Source organism: Citrobacter sp. Cpo100, assembly GCF_030332595.1.
Lineage (GTDB): Bacteria > Pseudomonadota > Gammaproteobacteria > Enterobacterales > Enterobacteriaceae > Citrobacter > Citrobacter portucalensis.
The window spans coordinates 130,168-148,505 of record NZ_JAOWHM010000034.1; the positions used below are offsets into that span (position 1 = coordinate 130,168).

General features: G+C 47.9%; 11 protein-coding genes and 1 pseudogene. 8 read left to right on the forward strand and 4 right to left on the reverse strand.

The window, feature by feature from the left end; translation table 11 throughout:
* Positions 1-30: 30 nt before the first annotated feature.
* Both nhaC and melR read right to left on the reverse strand, forming a co-directional pair.
* A complete protein-coding gene (gene nhaC / locus OGX96_RS12205) occupies positions 31-1,491 on the reverse strand; it encodes a Na+/H+ antiporter NhaC (RefSeq protein ID WP_103285663.1) in 1,461 nt (486 codons plus the stop codon).
* 193 nt (positions 1,492-1,684) lie between these two features.
* Positions 1,685-2,623 carry a transcriptional regulator MelR gene (melR, locus tag OGX96_RS12210; RefSeq protein ID WP_003826064.1) on the reverse strand — a complete coding sequence of 313 codons (939 nt, stop codon included), beginning with the start codon at positions 2,621-2,623 and terminating at the stop codon, positions 1,685-1,687.
* Between the two features lie 223 nt (positions 2,624-2,846).
* On the opposite strand from melR, the pseudogene OGX96_RS12215 reads away from it, so the two are divergent.
* Positions 2,847-3,095 (forward strand): annotated as a pseudogene (locus OGX96_RS12215) (anti-virulence regulator CigR family protein); the annotation flags it as partial.
* Positions 3,096-3,315: 220 nt separating this feature from the next.
* A complete protein-coding gene (locus tag OGX96_RS12220) occupies positions 3,316-4,728 on the forward strand; it encodes a tetratricopeptide repeat protein (RefSeq protein ID WP_198801841.1) in 1,413 nt (470 codons plus the stop codon).
* Between the two features lie 56 nt (positions 4,729-4,784).
* On the opposite strand, the gene OGX96_RS12225 is transcribed toward OGX96_RS12220, so the two are convergent.
* Positions 4,785-6,533, reverse strand: a complete 1,749-nt coding sequence (locus OGX96_RS12225; RefSeq protein ID WP_071445420.1) for a sigma-54 interaction domain-containing protein — start codon at positions 6,531-6,533, stop codon at positions 4,785-4,787.
* Between the two features lie 381 nt (positions 6,534-6,914).
* On the opposite strand from OGX96_RS12225, the gene dpaL reads away from it, so the two are divergent.
* From dpaL to OGX96_RS12245, 4 genes are all read left to right on the forward strand, one after another.
* Positions 6,915-8,129, forward strand: a complete 1,215-nt coding sequence (gene dpaL, locus OGX96_RS12230; RefSeq protein ID WP_198801882.1) for a diaminopropionate ammonia-lyase — start codon at positions 6,915-6,917, stop codon at positions 8,127-8,129.
* 32 nt (positions 8,130-8,161) lie between these two features.
* Entirely contained in the window at positions 8,162-9,346 is a 1,185-nt protein-coding gene (locus OGX96_RS12235) for a YgeY family selenium metabolism-linked hydrolase (RefSeq protein ID WP_198801842.1), read from the forward strand.
* Positions 9,347-9,413: 67 nt separating this feature from the next.
* A complete protein-coding gene (locus OGX96_RS12240; protein ID WP_008785573.1) occupies positions 9,414-11,006 on the forward strand; it encodes an N-acyl-D-amino-acid deacylase family protein in 1,593 nt (530 codons plus the stop codon).
* A 78-nt stretch (positions 11,007-11,084) separates the two neighbouring features.
* Entirely contained in the window at positions 11,085-12,371 is a 1,287-nt protein-coding gene (locus tag OGX96_RS12245; RefSeq protein WP_003826074.1) for an MFS transporter, read from the forward strand.
* Between the two features lie 86 nt (positions 12,372-12,457).
* Here OGX96_RS12245 and OGX96_RS22690 read toward each other — a convergent pair whose 3' ends face one another.
* The gene (locus tag OGX96_RS22690) at positions 12,458-13,453 is read right to left on the reverse strand and encodes a phage exclusion protein Lit family protein (RefSeq protein ID WP_502872639.1); all 996 of its coding nucleotides are present in this window, start codon (positions 13,451-13,453) and stop codon (positions 12,458-12,460) included.
* A gap of 1,019 nt (positions 13,454-14,472) precedes the next feature.
* On the opposite strand from OGX96_RS22690, the gene evgA reads away from it, so the two are divergent.
* Positions 14,473-15,087 carry an acid-sensing system DNA-binding response regulator EvgA gene (gene evgA / locus OGX96_RS12250; protein ID WP_008785570.1) on the forward strand — a complete coding sequence of 205 codons (615 nt, stop codon included), beginning with the start codon at positions 14,473-14,475 and terminating at the stop codon, positions 15,085-15,087.
* A 4-nt stretch (positions 15,088-15,091) separates the two neighbouring features.
* Positions 15,092-18,334, forward strand: coding sequence for an ATP-binding protein (locus tag OGX96_RS12255; RefSeq protein WP_198801844.1), 3,243 nt, complete (start codon positions 15,092-15,094; stop codon positions 18,332-18,334).
* Positions 18,335-18,338: the final 4 nt, after the last annotated feature.

Here is an 18,338-nt window from a genome sequence, read left to right on the forward strand (position 1 = left end):
GTGATAGCTAATATTTAGCTATTTAGTAGTCTACGATTTTTGCTCAACCATATTCTCAGTGGCTTCATTGGGCTCATATTTAGCAATGCCAATACCGGTTGCCGCCCACAGTAGGGCAAAGATGACGCCGCTGTAACAGAGGATTGCCCAGGGCAAGTAATCAAGCGTGGCAACGCCCAGCATAGTGGCGCAATAAACGCCTGAGGCAGACCAGGGGATAATCGGTTCGACAACGGTTCCGGCATCTTCAGTGGTTCGCGAGAGGTTTTTTGCCGCAAGACCTCGCTTTTTGTACTCCTCTTTAAAGGCATCACCGCACAGCAGCAACGGTAAGGTCCCATTTGCCGTGCAGGCACAGATGGTAAATGTCGTCACAATCGTGGTAGCCACCAGGCGGAATGTGGATTTAACGCCTTTTGTCAGCGCGTTTATCACGGTGTGCAGAGAGCCTGTCGCACTCATTGCCCCGGCAAAGCTGAAGGCGCTGAAAACGGTAACGAAGCTGCTAAACATTGAAATAGCGCCGCCTCGCTCCAGTAAGCGGGAAACATCAGAAGACAGTGTCGGCAGATTATCTCCGGTAAGCATTGCGAGCTTAAAGCCACTGACCACGGATTCGCCGACAGAGGATGCCGTGAATTGCTGAAAGACTAACGCCAAAATCATTGAGACTATCGTAGATAAAAAGAGCATCGGAATGGGCGGTCTTTTTGACAGTGAGCCATATAAAACGATGATCGGCGGGAGTAGCAGCAGAATATTAAAGTGATAAATCTGACCAATAGAATTCATTAAGTTGGTGATATTTTCTGGCGCGCTGGACGAGGCATCAATGCCCATGCCCATATAGCTGTAAACGACGCAGCAAATAATAAAACCCGGGCCGGTAGTCCACAGCAGGTGGCCGATATGCGAGTACAGGTTTACCCCGGCAGCCAGTGCAGCCATGTTGGTTGAATCAGAAACCGGTGAGAGCTTATCACCAAACCAGCAGCCTGAAACAATAGCACCAGCGGCAATGGGCAGCGAGACATTCAGACCAATCGCTACGCCAATCATGGCAATACCAACGGTCCCGATAGAACCCCAGGAGGTACCGGTGCATACTGAGATCAGTGCTCCCAGCATAAATGCCGAAATATAGAAATATTGAGGGTTAATCCACTTCAGACCATAATAAATCATCATTGGAATAGTGCCTGACACCATCCATGCGCCGATTAAGAAACCGATACTGGCGACGATTAATATGACCGGCAGCGCTTCAGATATTTTATTGCAAATAGATTGTAGAATGTCATCCCACGTGTAGCCGTGAGCGATGGCGATAAACGAGGCGGCTGCCGTTCCCATCAGGATCATGGGTTCAGCACGAATATTGAAGATAAAATATCCGATGCTAATCCCGCCCAGCATGACTACCATGGGTAAAACTGACCAAAAGAAAGACAATGGCTTTCTGTTGTTGGCGGTGCAGTTATTTAATTCCATAATTCCATCCCAATCGTTAATGGTTGAACACGTCAAATAAATACCTGCTACAGGTCACTCATGTCTGAGCAACATAGTTGCCAGAGCTCATGGCTGAACCCTATTTTATTAACTGCTGCAGATTATCTTTTTTGACCTGCTATTCTGGTGCTTATATTTTAGTAGTAAGGTAAGAGAACGTTTGGTGAATAAATTACCCCTCGGCATAAGGTGAATGATGTCGGCGTTGTTGACTCAATTTGCGATACTGCTGTGGCGGCATGCCGACGTATTTATGGAACGAGCTGTAAAATCGACTGCTGGAGCGAAATCCTGCAATTGTAGCGATATCCAGAATTGTTTTATCCGTATCACTGAGTAAAGCCCGCACATGGTTAATGCGCATCGCGGTAATATACTGTTTCATCGTCAGTTGCATCACCCGGTGAAAAATACCCATCGCATAATTGGGATTGAGCTTAACGTGTTCGGCAATAGCATCAACCGTAAGCTGTTTGTCGCAGTTGGCGGCAATAAACTCCAGCATCTGGCTGACGTAAAACTGTGAATGCCGTGAAATACTGTTTTTCTGGGTGCGCGACGTTTTGTTACCCAGTACCGGCCGCCAGCCAGCGAGGCTAAAGCGCTTGAGCATCAGCGCGATTTCATCAATGGCTAACTGGCGAATTTGTTCGTTATCGCTATTGAGTTCATTCTGCCAACGCTGTACTTCAAACGCGCTCAGCTGCTGTGAAGCCAACGAAGTAATCACCATTCCGTGGGTCACGTGATTAATCAGCTCCCTGTCCAGCGGCCAGGACAAAAACAGATGCATCGGTAAGTTGAAGATGGCCATCTGTTTACAGTGCCCGGCATCCGTGAGTTGATGGGGAGTACAGGCCCAGAACAAGGTGATAAAACCCTGTTTGCTCTTCACCACTTCGTCATTAAAGAGATACTCCACATCACCATCAAATGGCACGTTCACCTCAACCTGGCCATGCCAGTGGCTGTAGGTCATGGCCAGCGGCGCCCGCAGTTCGACATCCATACGCTGATACTCGGAATAGAGCGCCAGCGGACTTCGCGACTTTTTCTCATAGCTGCGACACATATGAGGGTCGAGCGGCAACTGCGGGGTACTTTTTGCCATTATGGTTGGGTTCCTGGATAGTGATTCCGGCCATGGGGTAACGCCAAAGCATGAACATAGCTTAACCGAAAAAAAACGTCGTTTTCTCTCCATTTTCGCGAAGTTATTCCCAAAAACTCAGATCCTGTGCCTGTCGCTTGCCGATCTGAGATAGCGGGAATGGCGAGCTGTAATCTCAAAAACGCTCAATCTGGGGAGCCCATGGCAAAGCAACATCCTTAACGTGGCCAGGCAGTATGCCGTCAGATACGGTCTAACGGGCTATAAGTCACTGCCTCCAGGTATTGCCAAAAATCTGGCACGAGGAAAACCGCTTCCTCCGGGGATCGCCAGGAAGAGCGTTCCGCCATCAATGTTGAATCAACTTCCGTATTACCCGGGCTATGAATGGCAGGTTATTGGCGATAATCTGGTGCTGATTGCACTGAGCACGGCGATTGTCACCGCTGTTATTAATGGTGTGTTTGATTAAGGTTCAACGCCATGTCCAGACGAAAGGCCATGTTATTAACATGGCCTTTTTGTTGTGCATTATTCACTAAGGATCACCTGCATAATCAAAGAATTATATTTTGCACATTTCCCAGTTAATATCTGATAGTTCCGACATGGATCACAATCGCAGTTAAATGAGTTGGCTTGCAGTTGGAGCATCTCCATTATGTGCCTTTTCTTAACAAGGATTACGTTTTATGAACATTCGGCCTCTCCTTGCCTTCACTTTCATCGGAATATTGTGGGGTGCGGGATCTTCACAGGGACAAGCAAAAGAGTGGAATAAAGAACCTGTGGCTGTTTTACAGCAGGGTGCTGAGGCGGGGGATGCGCAGGCGCAGTTTGTGCTTGCAACCGTGTACTTAAAAGGGAAAGAGGTAGAGCAGAATTTCAGTAAAGGCAGCGAGTGGCTGACCAAATCGGCTGAGCAGGGTAATGCGAGTGCTCAGCATCTGCTTGCACTGATGTACTACGAGGGCAAAGGCGGCCTGAAAGATGACAAGAAAGCGGCCGAATGGTTTAGCAAAGCGGCGGCCCAGGGGAATGTCGATGCCCAATACTATCTCGGTGTGCTGTATTTCGAAGGTAAGGGCGTGCAGCAGAATGACAAGAACGCTGTTGAATGGCTGACCCGTGCGGCTGAGCAGGGCAATCTCGATGCGCGTTATCTGCTCGCCTTAGTCTACTTTGATGGTGAGGGCGCGCGCTGGTATGACGGTAAGGTCATTGAGTGGTTTGACAACGAAGTCGGAAAAGGCAATAAGCAGGCCGTCGAGTGGTTAAGCATTGCTGCCGAGCGCGGAAACTATCATGCCATTGAGTGGCTCCATCGTGCGGTTGAGAAGGGCAATCCTGACGCAAAGCGTTTCCTTGAAAGTAAGGCGTCGCTATTAGAGGACTACAACACCGTTAAGTCATTGAGTAAAGCGGCTGAACGAGGGGATGCCAAAGCGCAGGGATTACTGGGCAGAAAGTACTTTGAAGGTGATGGTGTCGGTCTGGATACTGACAAAGCTTTCGCGCTGTTTAAACAGTCCGCCAGCAAAGGGGACGCGCTGGGCCAGAGCATGCTCGGCGCGATGTATTACCTTGGCGAGGGGGTTGGTGTGGCTCAGGACCACAAAAAAGCGTTTGAGCTGTTTAATCAGGCTGCTCTTCAAGGGGATATGCTGGCCCAGGGCATGCTTGGCATGATGTACGCAAAAGGAGAGGGAACGGCCCAGGACAATAAAAAAGCGGTGGAGTGGCTGGAGAAAGCCGCGGCCCAGGGAGATGCAGGCTCGCAGAAAGATCTTGGCTTGATGTATTTAGAAGGTAATGGCGTCGCTCAGGATGATAAAAAAGCCGCTGAGTGGTTTGAACAGGCCGCAAGAAAAGGAAATGCGGAAGCTCAGGGGATGCTGGGAACCATGTACCTTGAAGGCAAAGGGGTAACTCAGGATTATGCTCAGGCGTATATCTGGAGTGCGGTGGCCTTTGCTAATGGGAATTCTGATGCACAAAATGGACTGGATATCGCGCAGAAGAACCTGAATCCGACAGCCCTGAAAGAAGCTGACGACAAGGCCAGACGCTATTTCGAGCAGCATCGAAATCAATCGGCCCTGTAACGCACTCGGTTGCACAGTATGGTTTTACGTGAGCCTCTTCGTTAAGAGGGGGAGGCTCACAAACCGTACAGTTTTATTTTTCTATAGAGCGTGGCAATGCTGATCCCCAGTTCTGTCGCGGCTTGTTTTTTCCCCTCAACGCTTGAGCCGAATCGCTGGATGACGTTTTCGATAGCTTCCCTTTCCGCCTGTTTTCCTTTGCTGGCAAGCTGACGGGGTTGCGCGGTCATCGTCGTTTTCCTACCGTCAGCGGCGCTGAGCAGGTAAGGGGGAAGATGGCTGGCGTTGATCCCGGCGGCTTCTCCGCGCATCACAAAAATGTATTCGATCACGTTGCGTAATTCACGAATGTTGCCCGGCCAGTGCCAGGCATAAAGGCGGTTAATAACGTCATCAGGCAGTTTTTGCGGTGGTCGCTGGTAACTGACCGAGAACTCATCGGCAAAATACTGTGCGAGGACCGCGATATCAGCCCGGCGTTCACGCAGGGAAGGAAGTACCAGAGGGACCACGTTCAGCCGATAGAAAAGATCTTCGCGAAACTGATTATTCTCCACCATCGCATTAATGTTTTTGTTAGTTGCAGCAATAATGCGCACATCAATATTGATGGTGTTATTAGAGCCAACGCGGGTGATCGCCTTTTCCTGCAAGACCCTGAGCAGCTTGGCCTGCAGATGCAACGGCATATCGCCAATTTCATCCAGAAACAGGCTGCCGCCGTTGGCCAGTTCAAATTTTCCCATTCGTCCTTTGGGATCGGCCCCGCTGAATGCGCCACGAACATAACCAAACAGTTCGCTTTCCAGCAGTTGTTCGGGGATAGCCGCGCAGTTGATTGTCACGAAAGGCGCGGCTTTACGTGGACTGCTTTGGTGAATGGCAAAAGCCACGACCTCCTTCCCCGAACCACTTTCCCCGGTGATGAGCACGCTGGCGTAACTGTTGGCGATTTTACCGATGGTGCTTCTGAGTTGCTCCATTGAGGGAGAGTGACCAATCAGTCGCACCTGCATGTCAGACTCATAAGGGGATGGAGTAAGGTTACTCAGGTAGTCGTGTGCATCACGAAAGATAACCATGGTTAAGCGATCGTTATCCTGCGAGGAGAGCGAAATTTGTTTGCACAGTACATGATGTTTCTGACCTTCAAGCGTCAGCCACGCTTCTTCATCGCCATACAGGCTATCCCCGGTTGTTTCAATGGTCAGTGGTAATCCCTGAACCTCACGGTTGAGGATGCGATCGGCTGAATGATTGGCATGCCAGATAAGACCCTTGCCATCAATCGCCACCACGCCGCGGTCCATAGCATCGATCAGAAGCCGAAATGCGCCAAGCGTTTCCTGCGCGCGTAAACGCTCCAGGCATTCAAAGACCTTACTGGAGATCATTACGGCGATTTGCTCAATAAAGGTGACAAATTTATCAATCTGGCTCAGTAACGTGTCACGCTGTGCCTGGGTTGAGCAAATAATCCCGATCACGCCAATCACGCGATTATTGAGAAAAATGGGTGCGTTCAAATCCAGCATTTCAGAACAGTAGTGGTGTTTTTCACATAACTGACACAACGGATGCTCGCCGGGATTTTTGATCAGAACCGTTTCCCGCACCTGCAATACGTGACGATAGATGTAGCCATTTTTGGCCACGTTCTCATTGAGCATATGTCGGTATTTCCCGGTACCCGCGATGCGCATTAAAGATTCATCAATGATTTCAACGTCCGTGCCCGTTATGCCAGAAATAGCGTCGGCATAATTGCATATATCATCCTGAATATTGCTGAGTACTGAAATCATGGTACTTCTCCGGCAGTGTGTCGCATTTCTCAAGGAAAATGATAAATAGGCGAAGCAATGCAAAAATGATTTGCGAAAAATCAATCTATCACGCTGTTTTTGGATGTTTTTCTTATTTTATCTTCAGCGATCACACTATTTATCAATAATGAGAATTTATCAAAATGAGGCGATAAACTGACGCAGTGATATTTTTTGGTGTCAATTTTTAATTCTATTTAATTTATTGAAATTAAAGCCTTTATTAAAATATTTATAAGAATTTACTCGGTTAATAAAAAGCTGGTAAGCATTTTGCTCTATTGCCAATACCGATAACGGAAATATCTCTGTATTGCACCGATCACAGGGAATGAAATACCAGGACAATGAGGTTTTATGATGCAGGAAAACTTATCATTTTTTATTAACCAGACACCGTTTACCGAACATCCGAACGCGCCGTTGGCACCGTTTAGCCGCCAGGAACTGGTAAAAGCGTTGAATTTTCATCGGTCTATTCCGGGCTACGCGCCGACGCCGCTGTATACGCTACCGGCGCTTTCACAAAAACTGGGCGTTAAAAATATCTACCTCAAAGATGAATCTCAGCGTTTTGGCCTGAAAGCCTTTAAAGCGCTGGGTGGCTCCTATGCGATGGCGTGCCATATCGCTGAATTAGTTGGTAAGGATATCAGCGAGCTGCCGTTTGACGTGATGACCAGCGAAGAGGTACGCCACGATCTGCAAACCGTCACGTTTGCCACTACTACTGATGGCAACCACGGTCGCGGTGTGGCATGGATGGCGCGCCAACTGAAGCAAAACGCCGTGGTGTATATGCCGAAGGGTTCTTCGCAGCAACGTCTGGCCTCTATCCGTAACGAAGGCGCTACCGCTGAGATTGTCGATATGAACTACGACGATGCGGTTCGTATGACCGCAGAGCAGGCCGAAAAGTATGGCTGGATAGTGGTGCAGGATACCGCGTGGGAAGGATACGAAAAGATCCCGCAGTGGATTATGCAGGGCTACGGCACGCTAATGCTGGAGGCGATAGATCAGCTGCATCAGGTTGCGCCGACGCACATTTTTGTGCAGGCAGGCGTCGGCTCGTTTGCCGGAATGGTTCAGGGAATGGTGACGGCAGCCTGGGGGGAGAATCGCCCGAAAGTGATCGTCGCCGAAGCGTTAATTGCCGATTGCCTCTACCGCTCAGCCCGTTCGAAAGAGGGAGATGCCATTGCGGTGGGCGGTGATTTACAAACCGTGATGGCCGGTCTCGCCTGCGGTGAGGCGAACAGTATCGGCTGGAAACTGCTGCGCGATTATGCCAACGCATTTGCCTCCTGTCCTGATGAAGTTGCAGCGTTGGGCATGCGCATGTTGGGCAACCCGCTGGCAGGTGATCCACAGATTATTTCGGGTGAGTCAGGTGCGGTTACTACCGGTCTGCTGACGCTGCTGATGACCTCGCCTGAACTGGCGCAAACGCGTGAGCAACTGGGGCTGGATGCGCACTCTCGTGTGCTGTTAGTCAGCACCGAAGGGGATACCGACCCGCAACAATATCTGGATATTGTCTGGGGCGGTCAGTACCCGGGCATCAACAAATAATTCCCTGATTGAGAGATATAACGGAGAAACCCATGTTATCTGCAAACCGCATTGAAGAAGTCATTAAAAACTGTCAGGCGCTGATCCAACAAAAAAGTTATTCCGGTCAGGAAGGGGAAGTGGTTAATGCCATAAAAACAATGATGCAGCATTACCAATTCGATGACATCCACGTTGATAAGTACGGCAACATTGTTGGCGGCATTGTCGGCAACCAGCCGGGGAAAACGCTGGTTTTCGATGGACATATCGATACCGTGCCGGTGAATGAAGAGAAGTGGTCCCGCAACCCATACGGCGGCGATATTGAAGATGGCAAAATTTATGGTCGCGGCACAACAGACATGAAAGGCGCCGTGGCGGCGATGATCTCCGCCGTGGGCTTTTTCGGTCAGGACAATCAGCGAAATTTTGCCGGGAAAATCTACGTTGCGTGCATCGTGCATGAAGAGTGTTTTGAAGGTATTGCTGCCCGCCTGGTCAGCGAGCGCTATAAGCCAGACTACGTGATCATCGGTGAAGCTTCCGAGTTAAACCTGAAAATTGGTCAGCGTGGCCGTGCTGAGATTGTGGTCGAAACCTTTGGTAAGCCCGCGCACTCCGCTAACCCACAGGCGGGGATTAACGCGGTGTACAAAATGGCGCAATTGATCGACAAAATTCGCACGATCACGCCGCCGACGCATCCGGTTCTGGGGCCTGGCATTCTGGAACTGACCGACATTAAATCTTCGCCGTACCCGGGAGCCTCGGTGGTACCGGATTACTGTCGCGCAACCTACGATCGCCGTTTGCTGGTGGGTGAAACCAAAGAAAGCGTGATTGCTCCGCTGGAAAATGCGCTTGCCGAACTTATTGCTCAGGATCCGCAGTTTAAGGCCCGAGTGTCCTACGCGGTGGGTCAGGAGTCTTGCTATACCGGCGCCACGATTGAGGGAGAGCGTTTCTTCCCCGGCTGGGTGTACGACGAGTCCGACGAATTCGTGCAGGCAGCGTTGGCGGGCGTTCGCGAGGCTGGCTTTAATCCAACCATTACGCAGTACTCATTTTGTACCAACGGTAGCCACTATGCGGGCGAAGCGGGAATCAAAACCATCGGCTTCGGTCCTTCACGAGAAAACCTGGCACACACCATTGATGAGTATATCGAGATCGATCAGTTAACCGGCTCGGCCAGCGGCTATTACAGCATCATCCAGACACTCTATCGCCAATAAAAATAAAGATAACCACCTCTTACCTTACAGGCGGTGTCGCTCAGCAGCACCGCCATGGAGAATAACGATGAAAACCATTTTCAAAAACGGAAATGTAATCGATGGGACGGGCAGTGAAGGCAGGATTGCCGATGTGATGGTTGATGAAGGACGTATTGTCGAAATCGGTCAAATTGAGGTTGGCATCAATGAACAGGTAATTGATGCAACAGGAAAAATTATTTGCCCTGGCTTTATTGATACCCATACGCACTCTGACCTGTCGGCCATTATTAACCCCGCGCTGTCGGCAAAAATTCGTCAGGGTATCACCACCGAACTGTTGGGCCAGGATGGCGTCGCCTTAGCACCGCTACCTGAAGAATATATTCCAGCCTGGCGTAAAAATATCGCCGGGCTGGACGGTGACACCGACAAAATTGACTGGAAGTATAAAAATACAGACGGTTATCTCAATCTGCTGGCATCGCGTCATCCGGCGACAAACCTCGCGTATTTAGTTCCTCATGGCAACGTGCGCATGGAAGCGATGGGTCTGGATGGGCGTCCTTCAACCCGTGAAGACGTGGCGAAGATGTGTGAAGTCCTTGAGCGGGAGCTAAAGGCTGGGGCATTTGGACTTTCCACTGGACTTATCTATATGCCTTGCGCTTTTGGTGATACTGCCGAAATGATTGAACTGTGTAAGGTCACGGCGAAATATGACGGGATCTTTGTGGTGCATCAGCGCAGTGAAGCTGACGATATTATCAACTCAACCCAGGAACTGATTGATATCGCCAAAGCCACCGGCGTCTGGCTACATATTTCGCATATGAAGGTTTGCGGCAAGAAAAACTGGGGGCTGATCGACCAGATGCTGGGCATGCTGGAACAGGCGCAGGAAGAGGGAATTCGTATCTCTTTCGACCAGTATCCGTATGTGGCGGGCAGTACGATGCTTGGCGTGATCCTGCCGCCCTGGGTTCACTCCGGTGGTACGGACAAATTACTTGAGCGTCTCGCCTCGCCCGAACTGCGCGCCAAAATGATTGATGATATTCAGCAGGGTATTCCTGGCTGGGATAACTTTATCGATTTTGCCGGTTTGGACCAGATTTTTGTCACCAGCGTAAAAACGGCAAAAAATCAGGATGCTGTCGGTTTGAACCTCGTCCAGTTGGGCGAGCTGCGCGGAAAAGATCCGTACAACGCCACCTTCGATCTGCTCTTTGAAGAGGAAAACGCCGTGGGGATGGTCGACTTCTACGGTACCGAAGAGCACGTGATTAAGTTTCTCTGTCGACCTGAGCAAAACGTCTGTACCGACGGCTTAATGGGGGCTGGCAAACCGCACCCGCGCGTGTTTGGCGCATTCCCTCGCGTACTCGGTAAATATGTCCGTGAAGAGGGATGTCTGAGCTGGGAAGCGGCAATCCGCAAGATGACGGGGAAACCTGCTGAAGTATTGGGTTTGCAGGATCGCGGACTGCTGAAGGTAGGTTATGCAGCGGATATTGTGATGTTCGATCCGAACACAATTACGGATAAAGGCACTTTTGTGGAACCCAATCAGTACCCGGAAGGGATTGAAATTGTCATGGTTAATGGGCGCATTGCCTTAATCAATGGCACGGAAAGTTATGCCTGTAGCGGTACGGTTATTAGAAAACAATATTAATAAATAACGCTAAACACGCATGGATCTATCGCGACTATTTATGGCCGCGGTAGATCACTACACCCTAAGGACATCACAATGAACCTACAAACGTCTTTACCTTCAGGTAAACCCAAGACCTGGAAAGCAAGATATACCGTCCTGACCCTGATCTGGCTGGCGTGGCTGCTCTCTTTTCTCGACAGAATGGTGATGAGCGTTTCGCTCCCTTATATTGGCAAAGATTTAAATCTTGATACGACTCAACAAGGTTTAATTATTAGCGCCTTTTTTATTGGTTATGCTGCGTTTCAAATTCCCGGTGGATTACTGGCGGATAAATTTGGCTCGCGCAAAATCATGGCCATTGGTATTGCATGGTGGTCTGTGTTCACCAGCTTAACCGGCGCTGTGCTGACGCTGCCGCTGATGTTAGCAGTACGATTCTTCTTTGGTATCGGTGAGGGATGTTTCCCGTCGGCCTCATGGAAGATGATATCAACCTATTTCCCGTCGAAAGAGCGTGGTCGCGCCACGGCGATTCAGTCAACGGTTAACACCTTAGGCCCAGCGCTGGCGGTAGTTGTGGCGGCAAGCATCATCGGGGCATTTGGCTGGCACATGGTTTTTATCGTGCTGGGTATTCCCGGTCTGTTTATCGCGGCAGGTATCTACTTATTTACGCGTGACAACCCGAAAGATCACCCTGCCATTACGCAGCAAGACCTGGCGGAGCTGGCTGCTGACGATCAGGGGAGCCTGCAAAACACCAGCGCTATCGCGTTTAAAGACGTACTCAAAATGCCAGTGCTCTGGCAAATGGCCAGTATCTGGTTTTTGTTTGATATCACCTTTTGGGGTTTTTCAACCTGGCTACCAAGCTACCTGATTACCGTACGAGAGTTTTCTCTGGCAAAGACCGGTGTCATGGCGGCCATTCCCTTCCTGTTCGGGGCAGGCGGAACATTATTAGGCGGTTATTGCTCAGACAAATTCAAACCCCAGCGTAAAACGCTGTATGTCGTAACCTCTGTTATTGCCGCGGGATTCCTGTATCTGACTTTCAGCGTGAGCAGTGCAGATATGGCGGTGGTTTATCAGTGTGTCTCAGCCCTGTTCATGTTCTTTGCCATGGCGACGTTCTGGGGCATTCTGATGGATACGATCCCGAGCAACATCATGGGGCGGGCATCCGGTATTGTTAACTTTGGCGGCCAGATGGCGGGGGTTGTATCAGCGCCTATCATCGGCTGGCTTATCCAAAGTAGTGGCGGAAGCTATAACAGCGCCTTTATCTTTATGATTGCTGCACTGTTGTGCTCAGCTGTCGTTACACTGACAGTCAAAAGCTCGCACGCAGTGGGAGCGTTGCCCAGTAAAGCCTGATTAATGTCTCTCTTGTGGCTCTGCTGTTCCAGAGCCACATTAAGGATGACGGAAATAAGTGATTAAGAGCCTATCCCATTAGGCTCTTAGTGGAAACTCAGGAATCGGTTTGATAGAAATGCAGAGGATCTTTTAATCGTTTTCTCTAAGGAAAACAGTATAGGATTTTGTAAACTACAAAAATGAGATGTTTTGTTATCTCTTTTATCTATAACAGGAAAGGGGTAAAAAACCTTATTTTTAGGGAAGCATTCTGTATAAATGCTCATATGGTTTAATACTTCGCTGTTCAATGGTTTGGCCTTGTTACATATCTCGTTGGCGAATGCGCTGCATTTGCTGCAATTACAACGACATGCAGAATATTCAGTCGAGGTGAGGGAATCATTATTGCCAATATTAAATCCTAGCTTTCCTCGCCGGATATAAGCATCCATTATTCCACTGGCTTCATATTTTAGCAGTAATCCCTCCCGTTCACTCCGCGTTAAAGATGGCGATAATATATAACTCAGCAACAAGGTGGTTCTTTCATTTATGGATGGATATAGATTTAACTTGTTGATCTGTTTCGTCTTAATGATGAAATAGGACGCGATGACAAAGCCAAGGCATCGAGCGGTACTCATCTGCAGATCCCAGTTGTCTTTTTGTACGGTATATTCGAAAGTTACAGGCATGAGTGAATGTTCGTACGCTAGAAAGTCGGCAATAAACTCCATGGTCCTGATATACGGAAGTTGGTTGCCATTCATCTTGATGTATTGATGCTGGCAACACATCAAATGAACCAATTCATGAAAGAAAACGAAGTTCATAAAAGAGCAGGCGGTGTTAAGAGATACCTCTACTGAATGTATGTCAACGCGATTGGCTATAATACATAGCGCTGTATCGGCTAAGGCTGTGTGTTTAAATATGGAGGCAAGATCGAGACTGATGTTTAAGTTGTATGTTCCTGCAACAATAATTACCCATGAATAGAATCTGTGATTAATTGCAATATATGCAATATCTTCGTGGATAACTATCTGGATTAATGGTTCATTTTCGTTCACAAAACCCCATACGGTTTTGTTCACCGGGATGAGTGAGTCTTTACCCAGCTAGGCTTCGATCATCAAATCCAGCTCAGTAAATGAGTACCATGTAATATCGGTATCAATATTTTCAGGTGAACACCAGGATTGATAAGGCCATGCGTCAGGCATTGTGTCAGGGAATACAACATTGTTTAATGATTCTCGTATTTGATTCATTTTGCTATACGCCATCAATCAATTGCTTTGCTTACTACCAGAAGAGAAGCGTAAGTTGCTGTTCTGGTAACCTATTTTTCTCCTTAGAATGTGAAAGTGGTGCTTTTAACGTTGGCCGGTTTTTCTTCCCGCCAGGTTGTGCCAGTGTACGATCCTTCTGGATTTACAGTTTCTCCAAAATTCAGGTTAGTAAAATTGTTATCACCCGAAAGTATGAAAAAATGCTCTATCTTATTTTTTTAGCAGCGCATCGATGTAACCTGGAAATTTGAAATGCGCTGTTTCTGCTCTATTTAAGCATAAAGACAAGTGTAGGATAATTTCATATAGAAATAAAATTAACAAAAAACTGTCGTAGGCAACGTATTGAAAAACAATATTTGTTTTTAATGTAAAGTTGCTGGCATAGAAATGTGCATAGGAATGTTCAACGTAAGCGGCCATTTGATGGCGGTTTTCCACCATGCCACCCTAACGGGAGGTTCGTCAAATGAGGGGCATTTTCCGTATTTTTTACGGTTCTAATGCTTACTACGCTATTGATATTAATAGTTTTGTTAAGAATGAACCCTAATAAATGAAAGACCTGTCCTACATGTGTAGGAATTTTCCTTTACGTTGTGTTAATGATTTGATATTTACAAAGGTTCAAAGTTTAATTTTTGTAAATCAAAATGTTATTTTTATGATTTATTCATTCGAATTATGAAAAAATAATAAAATATACGCGTGGCTATGCTAGAATTTTCCTCTTAAAGTCTTGCGTTTATAAAACATAATATTGAAGACTCATCTGCTCTATAGCCATCGCCTCTCTTTATTTATCGGGATTCTTATACGCAATGAACGCGATAATCGTTGACGATCACCCATTGGCTCGCATTGCCATCCGCAACTTACTCGATACCAATGGTATCGCTGTGACCACCGAACTCGACAGTGGGGATCAAGTGGTTCAAACCGTTGAAAAAACTAAACCGGAGCTGTTGATTATCGATGTGGATATTCCGGGTATCAGTGGCATCGAAGTGCTGGAGCAGCTGAGAAAGCGGCACTATGCTGGTGTAATCATTATCATTTCAGCCAAAAATGAATTTTTTTACGGCAAACGTAGCGCCGAATACGGTGCTAACGGATTTGTGAGTAAAAAAGAAGGTATGAATAATATTCTTGCCGCAATTGAAGCAGCAAAAAATGGCTATAGCTATTTTCCCTTTTCCCTTGAGCATTTTACTGGTTCATCCGTCAGCGAGCAGGATAAGCTTGATACATTGTCGAACCAGGAAATGAGAGTATTGCGTTATATCCTTAATGGCATGGATTACAGCACAATTGCCAGCAAAATGAATATCAGTAATAAAACGGTAAGTACCTATAAAAGCAGGTTGATGGAAAAATTAGATTGTTCATCATTAATGGAAATTTATGATTATGCGCAGAGAAATAAAATAGGATAGAGTAATGCTGGAACGCTTTTTTATTTTTTTGATGGTCATCTTTACCATCGGGTTGTCTACGGGTGTAAGCTCAGCTCGGCAAGTTGAGCTAAAAAGTAACTATAATACCTCAGTGCAAAATATCGGCTTGAACAGGGAAGAAACAAACTGGTTAGCGCATAAAAAAACCTTGGTTGTTGGCACCTGGTTACCGGAAGTCTCCCCCATTGTTTATCAAAATAGCGGTGAATATTATCGGGGCGTCAACGCGGATTACCTTGCGTTAATGCAAAAGAACCTCAATCTAAAAATCATTATAAAGCAGTATGATAATGAGCAAGAGGCGCTGGCCGCGCTCGCCAATAACGATGTTGATACGCTGATAACCCAACTGTCCCGACGCCAGGATGTTGGCGGGAATTTGTTGCGCACTTCGGCATTGCTGACCACGTGGCCGACGCTTGTAACATCGCTAAAAAACACTCTGCTGCCGCTGACCTCGAACCATCAGGTTAGCGTCGCGTGTGTGCGGGATTGCCCTTTTCTCGATGTTATCCAGGGGGCTTTTCCTGAGGCTAAAGTCTCATTTTATGACGATGAGTATCAGGCTATGGCGTCGGTAGTGAATGGCGATAACCAATATTATATTGGTAACAATATCACCAGCAGTCATTGTATCTCTCGATACTTCTCACAATCACTGGTTATTACGCACTACTTTGATAAGCAAGAACAATATAATTATTTTGTCGTTAACGAAGATCAGCCTGTATTAAGAAATATTCTTGATGGTTTCATTACGTCAATCAGTAATGAAATTCATATGCAAGTCATGCAGAACTGGCTGAACCGCGGCAACCTTGCCTATCTGAATGCGCCTATTCCTTTCACCGATCAGGAAAAAGCGTGGTTGAAGAAAAAGCATGTTATCCGCATTTTAATCAACCCAGATTACTCGCCCTATACGCTGGTCGATCGCAGTGGTGAGTTACGCGGTATTATTGGTGATTTGCTGAATATTATTCATCTGCAAACGGGGCTCGATTTTGAACCCATTTTAGCTAGCTCCAAAAGTGAGCAGACAAAGCGAATAAGCGGCGAACAGTGGGATATGTATCCCACTATCACGCTAACTCATCAAAACCCGAGCAATTCGGCCTTTAGCGATCCGCTGATGAATGTGGCATTTGTGATGATCACTTCCCGTGAGGAAACCGCCGAATCACTACTGGAGAAGCCGATACGTATTGCTTTGCCTGCCGGGCATGTGCTGGAAAGCGAGCTGAAGCAACGCTATCCGCAGGCCACCTGGGTGAATGCGGATACTGGCAGTGTTGCGATGGCCATGGTCAAGGAGGGCAGCGTTGATGCGGCAATCGCTACCGAATTGTCGGCAAGATTTATGGTCGATCATTACTACCAGAAAAATATGCACTTTTTTAGGCTTCCAGATATGCCTGGTGCGTCGGTAAGTTTTGCAATCTCTCCCCGCGAGCCGATGTTGAAGTCTGTTATGGATAAAGCGCTACAGGCTATACCGCCACGTGAAATTTTGCAGATGACGGAGAGGTGGTCGAAAATTTCCAATACGCAGGTCGATTTCTGGAGTCGATATAGCAAACAGTTCTATCAACTGGGGATATTCGCGCTGCTGCTGATAGCAATTAGCCTGATCTGGGGGATCTCACTCTCCCGTGAGGTAAATAAAAGGAAACAATCGCAGCGGCTACTGGAAGAGCAGCTTCATCTCAAAGAAGCATTATCTCAAGAACTGGAAAACGAAAAGAATAAAGCGATTGAAGCAACCAAGGCCAAAAGTCGCTTTCTGGCGAGTATGAGCCATGAATTACGTACTCCGGTAAGTTCGATTGTTGGCTTTGTGGAATTACTGTCGAGTTCAGAACTCAGCCCGGCACAGCGAAAAGAGGCGATTGCCCTTACCGGGGCGACGGCCCAGTCATTGCTTGGGCTGATCGGTAAGATACTGGATGTGGATAAGATTGAGTCTGGTAAATACCAGGTTGTTCCTCAATGGACGGATCTCTCGCAGCTCATTGAATTGCAGTGTCACTCTTTCGATGCCTTAGCCAGACAGAAAGGCATTACGCTTGCCTGCGTTAGCCAGTTGCCGGCGAACGAGCGGGTATTTGTCGATCAGCAGGCTTTGCGGCAAATTCTCACCAACCTGGTGGGTAATGCGTTGAAGTTTACCGAGCAGGGCAGCATTCATGTAACGGCCCGTTTGACGCCTGAGGGAGAGAATCACGGTACCCTGACTATTGCCATTAGCGACACCGGTTGCGGTATTAGTGAAGAGGAGCAGGCGGGGCTGTTTCAGCGTTACGCCCAGGGACGCTGCGGGCGTCAACAAACCGGTTCTGGACTGGGGTTATTTATCTGCAAAGAACTGGTGACGTTGATGGGTGGGACGCTGGAGTTGATGAGCGTCCCGTTGCAAGGAACCACGTTTACCATAACGCTGCCGGTTGAAACGGCTCGACAGTCGATTGTATCGGATGGCGATGCGCCCGGTACTCTGTTACCGCTTCCGTGTCTGTCTATTTTGATAGCTGACGATAATCCAACCAATCGCCTGCTGCTCAAGCGACAGTTGAATGCCATTGGCTACAGCGTGGATGAAGCGTGTGATGGGGAGGAAGCAGAAGCCAAACTGGCGAAGAAATCGTACGATCTGCTGATAACCGATGTAAATATGCCGAAAAAAGACGGGTTTGATCTCGCGGCTTCGCTACGTCGTCAACAGCCGAATTTACAAATATGGGGACTGACGGCCAGCGCACTTCCACAGTCACGCGATCGATGCCTGCAAAATGGTATGAACTTGTGCCTGTTCAAGCCTGTGTCGATTCAGACACTGACCCATGAATTGAGTAAAATCGAAACCGGTTATGCGTCTCCTTGTACAATCCGGCATTTGAAATTCAATGTGTTGACGGAAAATACCGGCGGCGATCGCGCACTGATGAACGAGATTCTCGAGACATTTCGCGAGGCAACGCTGAATGATATACAAGCGGCTGAGAAAGCCGTTCTGCAAGATGAACCTCAGCTGTTTTTGCGAGCTCTTCACCGGTTGCATGGCTCGGCGCAAATTCTGGGTATCACTGCGCTACAGAACCTGTGCGAACCTTTCGAATCCAGACGACATGACGATCTTCCTCTGGCAGTACGCGAGGAGGCATTGCAGAAGATTATTGCTGTTATGCGGGAAATTGAGATTGAGATAGACAGTCTGATTAGCCATTAATCCC